At 73.8% G+C, this 14,509-nt stretch carries 11 protein-coding genes and 1 pseudogene; 1 reads left to right on the top strand and 11 read right to left on the bottom strand.

Annotated elements, in window-relative coordinates:
• Nucleotides 1-12 precede the first annotated feature (12 nt).
• The 10 genes from VFG42_RS04040 to rpmI form a co-directional block, all read right to left on the bottom strand.
• Nucleotides 13-1,809 carry a hypothetical protein gene (locus tag VFG42_RS04040; protein WP_324905517.1) on the bottom strand — a complete coding sequence of 599 codons (1,797 nt, stop codon included), beginning with the start codon at nucleotides 1,807-1,809 and terminating at the stop codon, nucleotides 13-15.
• 73 nt (nucleotides 1,810-1,882) lie between these two features.
• Nucleotides 1,883-3,025 (bottom strand): aspartate aminotransferase family protein, encoded by a 1,143-nt coding sequence (locus VFG42_RS04035; protein ID WP_324905515.1) that lies wholly within the window; start codon nucleotides 3,023-3,025, stop codon nucleotides 1,883-1,885.
• A complete protein-coding gene (gene argB / locus VFG42_RS04030) occupies nucleotides 3,022-3,870 on the bottom strand; it encodes an acetylglutamate kinase (RefSeq protein WP_349260384.1) in 849 nt (282 codons plus the stop codon). The genes VFG42_RS04035 and argB overlap by 4 nt, the downstream gene beginning before the upstream one ends.
• A 15-nt stretch (nucleotides 3,871-3,885) precedes the next feature.
• Nucleotides 3,886-5,130 carry a bifunctional glutamate N-acetyltransferase/amino-acid acetyltransferase ArgJ gene (gene argJ / locus VFG42_RS04025; protein WP_324905510.1) on the bottom strand — a complete coding sequence of 415 codons (1,245 nt, stop codon included), beginning with the start codon at nucleotides 5,128-5,130 and terminating at the stop codon, nucleotides 3,886-3,888.
• A 76-nt stretch (nucleotides 5,131-5,206) separates the two neighbouring features.
• A complete protein-coding gene (gene argC, locus VFG42_RS04020) occupies nucleotides 5,207-6,220 on the bottom strand; it encodes an N-acetyl-gamma-glutamyl-phosphate reductase (RefSeq protein ID WP_324905507.1) in 1,014 nt (337 codons plus the stop codon).
• Nucleotides 6,213-8,648: a phenylalanine--tRNA ligase subunit beta gene (gene pheT / locus VFG42_RS04015; RefSeq protein ID WP_324905505.1), complete on the bottom strand. Its 2,436-nt coding sequence runs from the start codon at nucleotides 8,646-8,648 to the stop codon at nucleotides 6,213-6,215. The genes argC and pheT overlap by 8 nt, the downstream gene beginning before the upstream one ends.
• Nucleotides 8,645-9,694: a phenylalanine--tRNA ligase subunit alpha gene (gene pheS / locus VFG42_RS04010; RefSeq protein WP_324905503.1), complete on the bottom strand. Its 1,050-nt coding sequence runs from the start codon at nucleotides 9,692-9,694 to the stop codon at nucleotides 8,645-8,647. The genes pheT and pheS overlap by 4 nt, the downstream gene beginning before the upstream one ends.
• The gene (locus VFG42_RS04005; protein WP_324905501.1) at nucleotides 9,691-10,383 is read right to left on the bottom strand and encodes an RNA methyltransferase; all 693 of its coding nucleotides are present in this window, start codon (nucleotides 10,381-10,383) and stop codon (nucleotides 9,691-9,693) included. The genes pheS and VFG42_RS04005 overlap by 4 nt, the downstream gene beginning before the upstream one ends.
• 95 nt (nucleotides 10,384-10,478) lie before the next feature.
• Complete coding sequence (rplT, locus tag VFG42_RS04000) at nucleotides 10,479-10,844, bottom strand: 50S ribosomal protein L20 (protein WP_324905499.1); 366 nt, start codon at nucleotides 10,842-10,844, stop codon at nucleotides 10,479-10,481.
• Nucleotides 10,841-11,044 (bottom strand): 50S ribosomal protein L35, encoded by a 204-nt coding sequence (gene rpmI / locus VFG42_RS03995; protein WP_324905498.1) that lies wholly within the window; start codon nucleotides 11,042-11,044, stop codon nucleotides 10,841-10,843. The genes rplT and rpmI overlap by 4 nt, the downstream gene beginning before the upstream one ends.
• A 77-nt stretch (nucleotides 11,045-11,121) precedes the next feature.
• On the opposite strand from rpmI, the gene VFG42_RS03990 reads away from it, so the two are divergent.
• Entirely contained in the window at nucleotides 11,122-14,133 is a 3,012-nt protein-coding gene (locus VFG42_RS03990; RefSeq protein ID WP_324905495.1) for a helix-turn-helix transcriptional regulator, read from the top strand.
• Between the two features lie 88 nt (nucleotides 14,134-14,221).
• Here VFG42_RS03990 and VFG42_RS03985 read toward each other — a convergent pair.
• Nucleotides 14,222-14,509 (bottom strand): annotated as a pseudogene (locus VFG42_RS03985) (hypothetical protein); the annotation flags it as partial.

Here is a 14,509-nt window from a genome sequence, read left to right as displayed (position 1 = left end):
CTGCCCCGAAGCCTACGAGACGCGTACGAAACGCACCCCTCCGGTCATCGTCCCCGAGTCCTTGCACCGCACGGTCGGCCCCTCCCCGCAGTTGGCCGGGAACGCGCCGTCGAACGTCACCGGCACCACGAAGTCCGGCCGGGTGAGCATCGCCGGCGTGATCGTGACGCGCGCCGCGTAGGGCTCGGCGTGCTGCAGGCCGATCACCGTGCCGTACTCGCCCTCGTAGCCCGCGCGCTCGCAGTCGACGTCGTCGGGGCGCGCGACGACGGCGGTGAACGGCGTGAGCGTCAGCGTGGTCGCGCCGTCGCCCGCGGGCCGCGGGACGATCGTCGCCGACGGCGGGTACGGGACGCCGGTGCACGTGTAGGACCCGGTGCCCAGCGTGCCCTTGGTCGTCAGCACCGACCCCTCCATGTTGGTGGAGCTGAGCGGGCTGAAGGCCCCGCCGTCGAAGTACACGTTCTTGAAGACCGTCGTCCACCGCAGCGCCATCGAGGTGACGTCGTCGTCGCCGGGCGACGCGCTCCGCGTCTGGTCGTAGGTGCCGGTCGCGGTGAACGTCACGTCCCATCCGTGCGGGCGCGTGATCTCCACCGCGGCGGTCGCGCGGCCGCGCCGGCCGGTCACCGTGAAGAGCACCGACGTCTTGTCCTGCGTGCCGCCCATCGTGAACCGGACCGCCACCGGACCGCCGGCGACCATCCGCGGGTGCGTGTCGTCGACGCTGCCCTCCAGCGGCTCGACCTCCATCGCGCCGGTCATCGGCGTCCCGTCGGCGACGACGTGCGCCTTGGCGGTGAGCGTCGCCTGCCCGCCGTCCGCCAGCGTCGCCGTGGCGGGGTCGACCTGCAGGTCGACGCACTGGCCGTTGGTCGTCCAGTAGCCGCGCAACGTGCGCAGAACGTCGTCGAGGCCCTGCTCGACCAGGTCCTGGAGCCCGGCGCGCACCGAGAGCAGCATCTCGACCTCGGTCTGCGTGAGGCGGTCGCCGTGCGGCCCGCGATAGGTGCCGGCGTATCCCATCGCCGCCGCCGCGCCGGAGGTCGCGGTGCCGGGCAGCGGCGCCGTCGTGTCCCAGCCCATCACGTAGCGGACGCTGCCCTGGGCGGTGCCGCGGCTCTCGAGGTCGATCGTGCCCGCGTAGGTGGCCGACGCGATCTCGGCGTCGTCGCCGACCTGCACGCGGACCTTCGCCCGCCGCGTCATCCGCGTCTCGGTGAACGCGCTGTCGTCGCGGCGCCGGACGGTGGTCCGCTCGGTGTGCGTCCACGCCACGTCGGCGGTGGCGACGCCGTTGGCGTCCGGGCAGGAGACCGAGTCCCAGTCCATCTTCTCCTGCACGAGCAGCGTGGCCTGGGCCCCACCGTCACCCGACAGCGTCAGCTCGACGTCGACCGCGGTCCGGCGCCGCTGGACCCCGTGCTCGTCGCTGATGTCGGTGAGCGAGCGGCTGCGGCCGGGCTTGCCGTCGTAGGTGGCGGGCTCCCACGTGCCGCCCTCGACCGCCGCGGCGCGCGCGCCCGTGCGCTTGGCCTGGAGCTTGGCCAGCAGCGCGGGGCGCAGCTTGCGCACGCGCGCGTACAGCTTCTTGCCCGCCAGCTTGCGCACGCGCGCGTCGCGGGCCAGCGACGCCGGCACGGCGGTCGCCCGCTTGGCGCTCGGCCTGACGCACGGCGCCTTGGCGGTCACGCGGACCTGGCCCTCGGGGCAGCGCTTCGGGGCGGGCTTGCCCTTGGCCTGGGCGGCCGCGGGCACCGCGCCGCCGAGCAGGGCGAGGACCATCATCAGGCAGACGCGTCGGAGCATCGCGCCAGCGTGATCGCCGCCGCCGTGCGCCGCATCGGGGAGATCCCGCCCCGGCGCCGGGGTACGGCCAGCCCTACCCGGCGGCCAGCAGGCGCCCGAGCCGGTCCATGGCCTCGTCCAGCTCGGCGTCGGCGATCGTCAGCGCGGGCAGCAGCCGCAGCGTCGTCGGGCCGGTGGCGTTGAGGACCAGGCGCTCCTCGCGCAGCGCGCGGCCGACCAGCGCCGTGGCGGGCTCGGCGCGGCCCGGGTCCAGCTCGGCGGCGACCATGAACCCGCGCCCGCGGGTCTCGACCACGCCGGGCAGCTCGGCCAGGCGGTGGCGCAGCTCGTCGCCCTTGGCGCGCACGCGCGCGAGGAGGTCGGGATCGGAGACGACGTCGAAGACCGCCAGGCCCGCGGCGCACTGCACCGGGCCGCCGGCGAACGTCGAGCCGTGGTCGCCGGGCTCGAAGCCCTCGGCGAAGCGCTCGTTGGTGACCACGGCGCCGATCGGCAGCCCGCCGCCCAGCGCCTTGGCGACCGTCATCAGGTCGGGCACGACGCCGGAGTGCTCGTAGGCCCAGAGCGTCCCGGTCCGGCCCAGGCCGACCTGGACCTCGTCGAAGATCAGCGCCGCGCCGTGCTCGTCGCAGGCCTCGCGGGCCGCGCGCAGGACGTCGTCGTCCAAGACGTACACCCCGCTCTCGCCCTGGATCGGCTCCAGGATCACGGCGGCGGTGTCGGAGTCGATGGCGGCCCGCAGCGCCTCCACCGTCGGCGGCACCGCGACGAAGCCCGGGACCAGCGGCGCGAACGGCGCCTGCTTGGCCTCCTGCGGCGTGGCGCTCAGCGACCCGTACGTGCGCCCGTGGAAGCCGCGGTGCGCCGAGACGATCGTCCCACCGCGCTTGGCCTTGCGCGCCATCTTGATCGCGGCCTCGTTGGCCTCGGTGCCCGAGTTGGCGAAGTGCACGCGGCCGCCGAGCGAGGAGGACGCCAGGCGCTCCGCCAGCGCCGCCATCGGCGCCGTCCAGAAGAGGTTGCCGACGTGGATCAGCGACGCGGCCTGCTCGGCGATGGCGCGGACCACCTCGGGGTGGCAGTGCCCGACCGAGTTGACCGCCAGGCCCGTCTGGAGGTCGAGGTACTCGATGCCCTCGACATCCCACAGCGTCGACCCGCTGCCCCGGACGAACTCGACCGGCTGCCGCGCGTAGGCCGGGACGAGCGCGCTCATTCGGCCGCCTTGATCTTCGTCCCGATTCCCTCGTCGGTGAACAGCTCCAGCAGGATCGAGTGCGGCACGCGCCCGTCGACGATGTGCGCCGCGGTCACGCCGCCGTGGATCGACTCCACGCAGGCCTGGAGCTTGGGGCGCATGCCGCCGGCGATCGTCGTCAGCGCGTCCTCGACCTCCTGCGCCGTGGCCTGCGAGATGCGCGACAGCGGGTTGTCGGGATCGCGCAGCCAGCCGGACACGTCGGTCAGGAACAGCACCTTGTAGGCGCGCAGCGCCCGCGCCACCGCGCCGGCGGCCTCGTCGGCGTTGACGTTGTAGGAGTTGCCCTCGCGGTCGGTGCCGACCGAGGCGATCACCGGGATGTAGTCGTCGGCGACGTGGCGGAGCACGTCGGTGTTGACCTTCGTGATCCGCCCGACGAAGCCGACGTCCTCCCCACCCGGCGCCGCGGTGCGCTCGCACAGGAACAGGCGCCCGTCGTCGCCGGACAGGCCGATCGCCGGCTGCCCGCCGCGGTTCAGCCGCGACACGATGTCCTTGTTGACCTTGCCGACCAACACCATCTTGGCGATCTCGACCGTCTCGGCCGACGACACGCGCAGGCCCCCGACGAACTCGACCGGGATGTCCAGCCGGTTCATGTAGGACGTGATCTCGGGCCCGCCGCCGTGGACGACGATCGGGTTCATCCCCACGTACTTGAGGAGCACGACGTCGCGCGCGAAGCCCTCTCGCAGCTCCGGGTCCTCCATCGCCGCGCCGCCGTACTTGATGACGACGGTCTGGCCGTGGAACTCGCGGATGTAGGGGAGCGCTTCGAGAAGCGTGCTGACGTCGCGCATGCGGTCGGTGGGCACCTAGGTGGTGTACTCGGCGTTGACGGTGATGTACTCGTGGCCGAGGTCGGAGAAGAAGACCTCGGTCTCGAAGCCGTCGCCCGGGAGCGCGATCGCGTACTCGACCTCCTCGCGGGCGACGCGCCGGACGAGGTCGTCCTCGTCGTGGGACACGGCGTTGCCGCCGATGCAGACGGGGACGTCCTCGATCGTGATGTCGTAAGGCAGCGGCGCGGTGTCGGGGAGCGCCATGCCGATGGCCTGGGCGATCCGGCCCCAGTTGGGGTCGCCGCCGTACAGCGCGGTCTTGACCAGCGGCGAGTTGCCGATCGCCCGCGCGACGCGCTCGACGTTCGGGCCGTGGCCGCCGCGGACGGTGACGCGGCCGACGCGGCGCGCGCCCTCGCCGTCGCGGCACATGGCGATCGCCAGCTGGCGCAGCAGCGCGTCCAACGCCTGGCCGAAGATCAGCTCGGCCTGGGACTGCGGCTCGACGACGACGCCCGACGCGCCGCCGCAGAGCAGGATGCACGTGTCGTTGGTCGACAGCTGGCCGTCGACCGTCGCGCGGTCGAACGAGCGCTTGACGCAGACGCCGAGCAGCAGGTCGGCGGTCTCGGCGGGCACGACCGCGTCGGTCGTGACGAAGCACAGCATCGTCGCGTGCGAGGGCTGGATCATCCCGGCGCCCTTGCACTGCGCGGCGATGCGCACGGTCCCGCCGGGCAGCTCCACGTCGATCGTCGCGCGCTTCTCGAAGCGGTCGGTGGTCTGGATCGCCTGCTGGAAGGCGTCGGCGCCGTCGGCGCTGAGCGCCTTGCCGGCCTCCAGCAGCCCGCGGACCGTCTTGGTGCCGTCGAGTTGGACGCCGATCACGCCGGTCGAGCAGACCGCGACGCGGTCCTCGGAGGTCCGGGCCATCATCGCGCCGGAGCCCTGCATGCGCGCGGCCTCGTCCAGGCCCTGGCGGCCGGTGGCGGCGTTGGCGTTGCCGGAGTTGACCGCGACCGCGCGCAGCGCGTCCAGCCGGCAGCGGTCGCGGGAGACGATCACCGGCGGCGCGGCGGCGCCGCTCCGGGTGAACCGCGCGGCGCTCGTTGTCTGGTCGCTGTCGCTCACCAGCAGGCCGACGTCGAGACCGCCGGACGGCTTGATCCCCGCCGCCGCGGCGCCCGCGCGAAACCCGTCGGGCAGCGGCGCGCCCGGCACCTCGGTGACGCTGTCGGGCACGTCGACCCAGCGGGACGTGAAGAACGACGCGCTCATGACGCCACCGCCGCGCGAAGGAGCCTCTGGCGAGTTCGCGCCCGGAAGCCGAGCCTCCGGGCGAGGTCTTCCGCGCTCACAGCAGCCCCTCCGTCTCGTCCCGTCCGAACATCAGGTTCAGCGACTGCACGGCCTGCGACGACGTCCCCTTCCACAGGTTGTCGATCGCGCCGAAGGCCAGGATCTTGCCCGTGCGCGGGTCGGTCTGGACGTTGATCGCGCAGATGTTGGTCTCGCGCACGTCGCGCACGCCGGGCGGGCGGGTGACGACGTCCACGAACGGCTCGGCCGCGTAGGCGTCCTCGTAGAGCTGCACGACGTCCTCGACCTCGGCCGCGCCGGGCGTGACGTAGCAGGACACCAACTCGCCCTGGTCCAGCGGCAGCAGGTGCGGCGTGAACGTCACGCGCAGGCCCTCGGCGGCGCCCTGCGCCACCAGCTCCTGGTCGATCTCCGGCGCGTGGCGATGGGTGCCGACGCCGTAGGGCGTGACGTTCTCGTCCACGGTCACGAAGTGCGTCTTCCGCGTCGCGCCCCGCCCCGCCCCGCTCACGCCGGACTTCGCGTCGATGACCACGTCGTCGAGCAGCCCGGCGCGCGCCAGCGGCGCCAGCGTCAGGATCGCGGCGGTCGGGTAGCAGCCGGGCCCGGCGACGAGGTCGGTCTCGGCGATCCGCGCCCGGTACAGCTCGGGCAGCCCGTAGACCGCCTCGGCGATCAGCTCGGGGTGCGGGTGCTCGACGTAGTACTCCTCGTAGGTCGCCAGGTCGCGCAGCCGGAAGTCGGCGCTCAGGTCGATGACCTTGACCCCGCCCTCCAGCAGCTCGGCGACCAGCGGCGCCGAGGCGCCGTGCGGGTAGGCGACGATCGCGGCGTCGACGTCGCCGTGGCGGTCGAGGTCCAGCTCCTCCAGCGTCAGCGGCACGCGGTGGTGCGGGTACAGCTCGTCGAGCGCCCGGCCCGCGTCGCTGCGCGAGGTGACCGCGCTCAGCGCGAAGTACGGGTGGCGGTCGATCAGCCGCGCCGCCAACGCGCCGGCGAAGCCGGACGCGCCCGCGACCAACACGGTGGCCTGATCGGGATCAGCCACGCAGCTCACCCCCGACCTTGGATGCCAGCGCCGCCACCACCTTCTCGCGCACCGGCGCGACGTCGTCGTCGCTCAGCGTCCGGTCCGGCGCCTGGAACGTCAGCGCCAAGGCCAAGGACTTGCGCCCCTCGCCGACCTGCGCGCCGCGGTAGACGTCGAAGACCCGCACGCCCTGCAGCAGCTTGCCGCCCGCGCCGCGGACCGCGCCGAGCACGGCGTCGGCGCTGACGTCGTCGGCGACGATCACCGCGAGGTCCTGGCGGACCGGCGGGAACGACGTGAGGTCCTCGTAGCGCGGGACCGCCACGGCATGGGCGACCACGCGGTCGAGGTCCAGCTCGAACGCCGCGACCGTCCCGTCCAGCTCCCACGCGCGGGCGACCAGCGGGTGCAGCTCGCCGACCCAGCCGACGACCTCGCCGTCCGGCCCGGCCAGCACGCGCGCGCTGCGGCCCGGGTGCAGGAACGGCTCCGGCGCGGCCTCGACCGACCACGTCACGCGCAGGGTGTCGAGCACGGCGGCCAGCAGGCCCTTGGCGGCGAAGAAGTCCGTCGTCCGCGGCTTGCCGTCGTCGCCCCACGAGGGCGCGCTCAAGCGACCGTGCACCACCGCGCCCAGCGAGCGATGCTCGTGCGGCAGCGGATCACCGTCGCGCGCGACGTACACCGCGCCGGACTCCAGCAGCGCGAGGTCGGCCTGCCCGCGCGCCACGTTGTGGCGCACCGCGTCGAGCAAGGACCCCAACACGGTCGTGCGCAGGACCGAGTGGTCCTCGCTCATCGGGTTCTCCAGCGCGACGAACGACCGCCGCGGATCGCCCGCCGGCAGACGCAGCCGCTCGGCGACGCCCGGCTCGGTGAACGACCAGCCGACGATCTCGTAGGCGCCGCGGCCCACGAGCGCGTCGACCGCGCGGCGCCGCAGCCGCTGCTCGGGCGACATCCGCCCGGCGGTGCCGCGCCGCTTGGGCAGCGTCGCCGGGAGCTGGTCGAGGTCGAAGCGCCCGACCTCCTCGACGAGGTCGGCCTCGCGCGTGACGTCGTTGCGCCGGAACGGCGGGACCGTGACGTCCAGCCCGTCGGGCGCGTCCTCCACGGAGAACCCCAGCGCGGTGAGCGTCCGCTTCTGCCGCGCGCGCGGGATGACCAGGCCGAGCAGCGAGGCGACCTTCGCCTCGCGCAACCTGATGGTCTCGCTCGGCCACGGGTCCTGCGCGAACGGCCCGGCGTCGATCGTGCCACCGGCCACCGTGGCGCCGGTCAGCTCGATCATCAACTTGGTCGCCACGGCCTGGGCCTCGGCGGCCTGCTCGGGCGCCAGGCCCTTCTCGAAGCGGCCGGACGCCTCGGAGCGCAGCTGCAGCTTGTTGGACGTGCGGTGGATGTTCGGCCCGATCCAGGACGCGACCTCCATCAGCACGCGCGTGGTGCCGTCCTCGACCTCGGAGCGCGCGCCGCCCATGACGCCGGCGATCGACGTCGGCCCCTCGGCGTCCTCGATCACCACCATGTCGCGGTCCAGCGTGCGCGTCTGGCCGTCGAGCGTCTCGATCCGCTCGCCGTCCTTGGCCCGCCGCACGGTCAGCTCGCCGCCGGCGACCTTGTCGAGGTCGAACGCGTGCAGCGGGTGGCCCGTGAGGAGCATCGCGTAGTTGGTGATGTCGACGACGTTGGAGATCGGGCGCATGCCCGCCGCCAGCAGCCGCGCCTTCAGCCAGCGCGGCGACTCGCCGATCGTCACGTTCTCGAAGACGCGCGCGGTGAAACGCGGGCAGAGGTCCGGGGCCTCGACGCGGACGTGCGCGCCGGGGACGTAGCCGCTCGTGCCGAGATCGTCGGCCCAGGGCGCCGCCGCCAGCGACGCGCCCGTCGCCGCGTGCACCTCGCGCGCGATCCCGTAGACGCCCAGGCAGTCCGGGCGGTTCGGGGTGATCTCGAACTCGATCACCGCGTCGAGGATCGGCAGGACCTCGGCCAGCGGCGTGCCGGCGACCAGGTTGTCGTCCAAGACCATGATCCCGCCGGAGCGCTCGGCCGCCAGCCCCAGCTCGTCCTCGCTGCAGATCATCCCGTGGGACGTAACGCCCCGCAGCTTGGCCTTCTTGAGCTTGGTGCCGTCGGGCATGATCGCGCCGGGCCGGGCGACCGCGACGGTCTGCCCCGCCGCCACGTTGGGCGCGCCGCAGACGATCTGCTGCGGCTCGCCGCCGTCCCCGACGTCGACGGTCGTGACGTTCAGGCGGTCGGCGTCCGGATGCTTGCCGCACGACAGCACCTTCCCGACGACGAAGCCCGCGCCCTCGCCGCCGACGCCGTGCGCGTGGATGGACTCCACCTTCGTGCCGGAGATCGTGAGCCGCTGCTCCAGCTCCTCGATCGTGATGTCGGGCGCGCAGAACTCGCGCAGCCAGCGGTAGGGAACCTTCATCCGAACTGCTCCAGGAAGCGCAGGTCGTTCTCATAGAACAACCGCAGGTCGCTGACACCGTGCTTGAGGAACGCGATCCGCTCGATGCCCATGCCCCAGGCGAAGCCCTGGACCTTCTCGGGGTCGTAGCGGTCGTCGTTGACGTAGGAGTACACGTTGGGGTCCACCTCGCCGGCGCCGAGGATCTCGATCCAGCCCTCGCCCTTGCAGAGCGGGCAGCGGGAGCCGTCCTTCATCCAGCCGTTGTCGCAGTTGAAGCACGAGACGTCGACCTCGACCGACGGCTCGGTGAACGGGAAGAAGTGGCCGCGCAGGCGCACGTCGCGCGCGTCGCCGAAGATCTGGCGCGCGAACTCCAGCAGCGTGCCCTTGAGGTCGGCCAAGGTGATGTCCTCGTCGACCGCCAGGCCTTCGACCTGGTGGAACTGCGGCGTGTGCGTCGCGTCGCTGTCGCGCCGGTAGACGCGGCCGGGGATGACCACGTACAACGGCGGCGGGTGCGCCTCCATCGCGCGCACCTGCATCGGCGAGGTGTGCGTGCGCAGCACGACGTCCTCGGCGACGTAGAACGTGTCGGTCCGGCCGCGCGCCGGGTGCGTCGGGTCGTGGTTGAGCGCGTCGAAGTTGTAGTGGACGGTCTCGACCTCGTTGCCCTCGACGACCGTGAAGCCGAGGCCGACGAAGACGTCCTCCAGCTCGCGCCAGGTCTGGGTGATGAGGTGCAGGCGGCCGACCGGCTGCAGGGGGTCGCCGGGCAGCGTGACGTCGACGCGGTCGCGCTCCAGCCGCGTGTCCAGCTCGGCGGCGTCGAGGCGCTCGACGGCCGCGGTCAGCTTGGCCTCCAGCGCCTTGCGCACCTCGTTGGCGCGCTTGCCGACCTGGCCGCGCTCCTGCGGAGGCAGCTCGCCGACGCCGCGCAGCAGGTTCGGCAGCTCGGCCTTGCGGCCCAGCAGGCGGACGCGCAGCTCCTCGAGCTGCTCGGTGCTGCCCGCCGCGTCGATCGCGGCCAGGCCCTCGTCGTGGATCTCTTCGATGCGTTGGATCACTGTGCGGTCTCCGGGTTCTGCGGGGTGACCCTACTCAGCTCATACAGGGCGAGCGTGGCGGCCATCGCGGCGTTGAGCGACTCGTTGGCGATGGGGATGTGCGCGGCGCGGTCGCACGCGTCCAGCACGTCCTCCGACAGGCCGGCGCGCTCGGCGCCGACGACGATGGTGATGTCGGTCCGGGCCGGACCGCGCAGCGGCGCTCCGCGGCGGGCGTCCAGGGCGACGGTCTCGCCGGGCAGCTCGTCGACGGCGCTCACGCGCGCGACCGGCACGACGAAGATCGCGCCCATCGAGGCGCGCACGGCCTTGGGCCCGTACGGATCGGCGGTGTCCGGGCCGAGCGCGACGCACGACGCGCCGAACGCGTGCGCGGCGCGCAGGACGGTCCCGACGTTGCCGGGGTCCTTGACGCCCCACAGCGCGACGCACAGCGGGCCGACCGGCGCGTCGAGCCAGCGCTCCTCGAAGACGCCCAGCGCGCGGGTGCCCGAGCCAAGCGTCGAGACCTTCGCCAGCGCGTCCTCGGTCACGTCGACGCCGGCGCGCAGCAGGTGCACCGGGTTCCAACCCGCGTCCTGGGCGGCCGCCAGCAGGTCCTCCCCCTCCGCGACGAAGCGGCCGCGCTCGCGCCGGGCGCCGAGCCGGCGGATGTCCTTCAGCAGCGGGTTGTGATGGGAGGTGATCAAGGGATGGGCGCTTCGGGGCGGTCGGGGCAAAAGAAAGGGCGCCGTCCGAGGTTCGGAAGCGGCGCCCTTGAGAGCTTGATGTCGGCGGATCTGCGCTACGCAGCGGCTGCCGACGCCTCACGGGCGGCCTCGGCAAATCGGCGGAACGTCTCGGGATCGCGCACGGCGATGTCGGCCAGGACCTTGCGGTCCAGCTCGATGCCGGCCAGCTTGAGGCCGTGGATGAACTGGCCGTAGGACAGGCCGTTCAGGCGCGCGGCCGCGTTGATGCGCGTGATCCACAGGCGACGGAAGTCGCGCTTGCGGTTGCGGCGATCGCGGTACGCGTAGGTGTCGGCCTTGGTCAAGGCCTCCTTCGCGCGCTTGTAGTTGGAGTTCGCCTCGCCCCGGAAGCCCTTCGTGAGCTCGAGGGTCTTGCGACGCTTCTTCTTGGCGTTGACGGAGCGCTTGACGCGGGTCACTTCTTCTTCGCTCCCAGCAGGGTCTTGACGCGGGGCTGATCGTGATCGGACAGCACGAAGTCGTTGCCCTTGTCGCGCTTCTTCTTGGGCGACTTCTTCTCAAGGATGTGGCTCGTGAAGGCGTGGCGAGCCTTGACCTTGCCCTTGGCGGTCAGCTTGAAGCGCTTCTTGGCGCCCGAATGGGTCTTCATCTTCGGCATGGCGGAGCGACCCATTGTGACAAACCACGCGGAATTACGCGGTCCGGGGCGTTGGGCCGGTGGACTAGCCTAGCAACGTGGCCGCGACCGCTCTCTCCAGCAGCCTGATCGGACGCGACGCCGAGCTGTCGGCGCTCCTGGAGGCGGTCCGGGAAGCCGGTGGCGGACGGCCGTCGCTGGCCTTCGTCGTCGGCGAGTCCGGGCTGGGCAAGTCGCGACTGCTGACCGAGCTGGCGGCCCGTGCCCGCGACGAGGGCGCGCGCGTGCTCAGCGGCGAATGCGTCGAGCTGGGCGACGGCGAGCTGCCCTACTCCCCGCTGATCGGCGCGCTGCGGCCGCTGGCGCGCGCGGGCGACCCCGCGCTCCTGGACCTTCCCCCTGCCGCCCGGCAGGAGCTGGCCGCGCTGCTGCCGGGGCTGGGCGGGGGCGCGGAGCTGCCGGGCGCGCGGGATCAGCTCTCGTCCGACCGCCGGTCGGAGTCCCAGGGGCGGCTGTTCGAGGCGCTGCTGGCCGCGCTGGACCGCCTCAGCCGCGAGGGGCCGGTCGTGCTGATCGTCGAGGACGTGCACTGGGCGGACCGCTCGACGCGCGACTTCCTGTCGTTCCTGGGCCGCAACCTGGCCGACGAGCGCGTGCTGGTCGCGCTGTCCTACCGGCCCGACGAGCTGCACCGGCGCCATCCGCTGCGCCCGCTGCTGGCGGTGCTGGAGCGCACGCCGCGCGCGCGGCGGATCGAGCTGCGCGGGCTGACGGCCGAGGACGTGCGGGCGATGGCGCGCGAGGTGCTCGCCGCCGAGCCCTCCGAGGAGCTGGTCGAGCGGCTGGTCGCGCGCTCCGACGGCAACGCGCTGTTCGTCGAGGAGCTGCTGGCCGCCGGGCCCGGCCCCCTGCCGCCGTCGCTGGCCGACGCGCTGATGGTCCGCGTGGAGCGGCTGCCGGTCGGCGCGCAGGAGGTCGTGCGTGTGCTGTCGGTCGCCCAGCCCGCCGACCACGGGTTGTTGGAGTCCTTGGAGGTCCTCGACGACGCGGCGCTGCGCGGCGCGCTGCGCGACGCGATCGCCGGCCACGTCGTCGCCGTCGACCACTCCGACCGCTACGTCTTCCGCCACGTGCTGCTACGCGAGGTGGTCTACGACGACCTGCTGCCCGGCGAGCGCGCCGAGCTGCACCGCTCGGTCGCCCGGGCCCTGGAGGCGCGGCTGCCCGGCGACGGCGGGCCGGCGCTGGCGGCGGCGGTCGCCCACCACTTCCACCGGTCCGGCGACCAGCCCGAGGCGCTGCGCACGGCCGTCCTGGCCGCCGACGCGGCGACCGCCGCGCACGCCGAGGCCGACGCCGCGCAGCTGCTGGAGCGCGCGCTGGAGCTGTGGGAGCGCGTCGCCGAGCCCGAGGCCTTGGTCGACGTCGAGCGCTTCGACCACGTCGCGCTGCTGATGGCCGCGGCGCGCGCCCACCGCAACACCGACGACCAGCGGCGCGTGACGCTGCTCAACGAGGCGCTGCGCGAGGCGCGCGCGGCCGACGTCGAGGATCCGCGCGTGCCGCTGCTGCTGCAGCAGCGCGCGATGGCCGAGTGGGGCCTGGGCCGCGGCGAGGCGTCGCGCGCGTCGCTGGACCTCGCGCGGCGGCTGCTGCCCGAGGACGCGCCGCCCGCGCAGTGGATCGGGCTGGCGGTGGCGCGGATGAAGCTCGCGACGCTCCAGTCGCGCTACGCGGAGTCGATCGCGCTGGCCGAGGAGGTCCTGCGGCACCTGCCCCCGACGCGCGAGGGCGACGTCCTGAAGTGCGAGATCTACAACAACTTCGGGCTCGCGCTGATCATGACCGACCGCCACGACGAGGGCGTCGCGACGCTGCGCGAGTCGGCGACGCTGGCGCGCGCGGTCGAGGACCACGTGCTGCTCGGCATCTCCTACGTCAACCTCGGCGACGCGCTGCACCTGTCCGGGCGCCCGGACGAGGCGCGGGCGGTCATCGAGGAGGGACTGGGCGAGATCGACGCGAGCGTGCCCGGCCAGGCGTGGCTGCCGACGTTCGCGGCGGAGATCGCGATCGATCGCGGCGAGTACGACGTCGCCGTGCGGTACCTGCGCACGGTCGGCCGGGTCACCGGCAACACGCGCGTCAACGTCGAGCTGCGCCGGGCCGAGCGGGCGCTGTCGATCGGCGAGGACGCGGCGGCGCGCGACTCGATCGAGGAGGTCGAGGCGTTGTTGGTGGACTCGCTGGAGCCGCAGTTCGTGGCGGTCGCGGGCGTGCTGCGCGCCGAGCTGGACCGGCGCGCCGGGCGGCTGGTCGGCGCGCGCGAGGCGGTCGAGGGCGCGCTGGAGCGCCTGGAGTTCTGCTCCGACGACACCGTGCGGTTCGCCAGGCTGGCGGCCACCGGCGTGGCGATCGAGGCCGACCTGGCGCAGCGCGCGCGGGATCTCGGCGACCCCGACGCGGAGGCCGACGCGATCGCGCGGGCCGGCGTGATGCGGGCGCGCGCGGAGGCCGCCGCGGCCGCGCAGCGCCCGATGGAGACCGCGTACTCCGCGCTGGCCTGCGCCCATCACGTCCGGGCCACCGGCGACGACCCGGGCGAGGCGTGGGAGCGCGCGTGCGCGCGGTGGGACGCGCTGGGACGGCCGCTGCTGGTGGCCTGCGCCAAGCGGCACGCGGCCGAGGCGTGCCTGGCCTCCGGGCGGCGCGAGGGCGCCGCGGAGGCGGCGGCGGAAGCGCTCGCGCTGGCGCGGTCGATCGGCGCCGGGTGGCTGGAGACCGAGCTGGAGTCGCTGGTGACGCGGGCGCGGCTGAGCGTCGACGCCGCCGGCCCGGCCGCGGGCGCCGGCGCGGGCGCGTCGTCCGCGGGGTCCTCCGACGGCGACCGGGCCGAGGAGGACGACGATCCCTTCGGCCTGACGCCGCGCGAGCGTCAGGTGCTCGAGCTGCTGGCCCAGGGCCGGACCAACCGCGAGATCGGCGACCGGCTGTACATGGCCGAGAAGACCGCGTCGGTCCACGTGTCGCGGATCCTCGCCAAGCTCGACGTGCGCTCGCGCACCGAGGCGGCGGCGGTCGCGCACCGGCTGGGGCTGGCGACGGGCTGAGCCCCGCGGACGGGCCCCGGAACGACGACGGGCCCCTCCGGTCGTGCCGGAAGGGCCCGTGTCCTTCAGTGGGTCGTGGCGCGCGCCGCTAGGACGCGGCGGGCTGCTCGTCGTCGGCCGCGTCGGCCGCCGGCTCCGCCTCGGGAGCGGCTGCCTCGGCGGGCGTCGTCGGCGCCTCGGTGGCGCCGGCGTCGGCCTCGACGTTCGGGGTCTCCCCCTCCGCCTCCTCGGCCGAGCCGCTCTCGTCGAGGGTGCCCGCGAGCACGGCCTTGGACGGGCCGAGCATCATCGTCATGTTGCGCCCATCCAGGTTCGGGCGCTGCTCGACGACCGCCAGCTCCTGCAGCTCCTCAGCGAGGCGGTCGAGGATCATGCG

The sequence above is a fragment of the Baekduia sp. genome, from assembly GCF_035685985.1.
In the GTDB taxonomy this organism is placed as follows: Bacteria; Actinomycetota; Thermoleophilia; order Solirubrobacterales; family Solirubrobacteraceae; genus Baekduia.
This window is presented reverse-complemented; position numbering and strand designations above follow the sequence as displayed.

Bases quoted from the DNA above. Each gene is read 5' to 3' on its own strand.
- VFG42_RS04040 (WP_324905517.1), bottom strand. From the start codon at position 1,809: ATGCTCCGACGCGTCTGCCTGATGATGGTCCTCGCCCTGCTCGGCGGC.
- VFG42_RS04035 (WP_324905515.1), bottom strand. From the start codon at position 3,025: ATGAGCGCGCTCGTCCCGGCCTACGCGCGGCAGCCGGTCGAGTTCGTC.
- argB (WP_349260384.1), bottom strand. From the start codon at position 3,870: ATGCGCGACGTCAGCACGCTTCTCGAAGCGCTCCCCTACATCCGCGAG.
- argJ (WP_324905510.1), bottom strand. From the start codon at position 5,130: ATGAGCGCGTCGTTCTTCACGTCCCGCTGGGTCGACGTGCCCGACAGC.
- pheT (WP_324905505.1), bottom strand. From the start codon at position 8,648: ATGAAGGTTCCCTACCGCTGGCTGCGCGAGTTCTGCGCGCCCGACATC.
- rpmI (WP_324905498.1), bottom strand. From the start codon at position 11,044: ATGCCGAAGATGAAGACCCATTCGGGCGCCAAGAAGCGCTTCAAGCTG.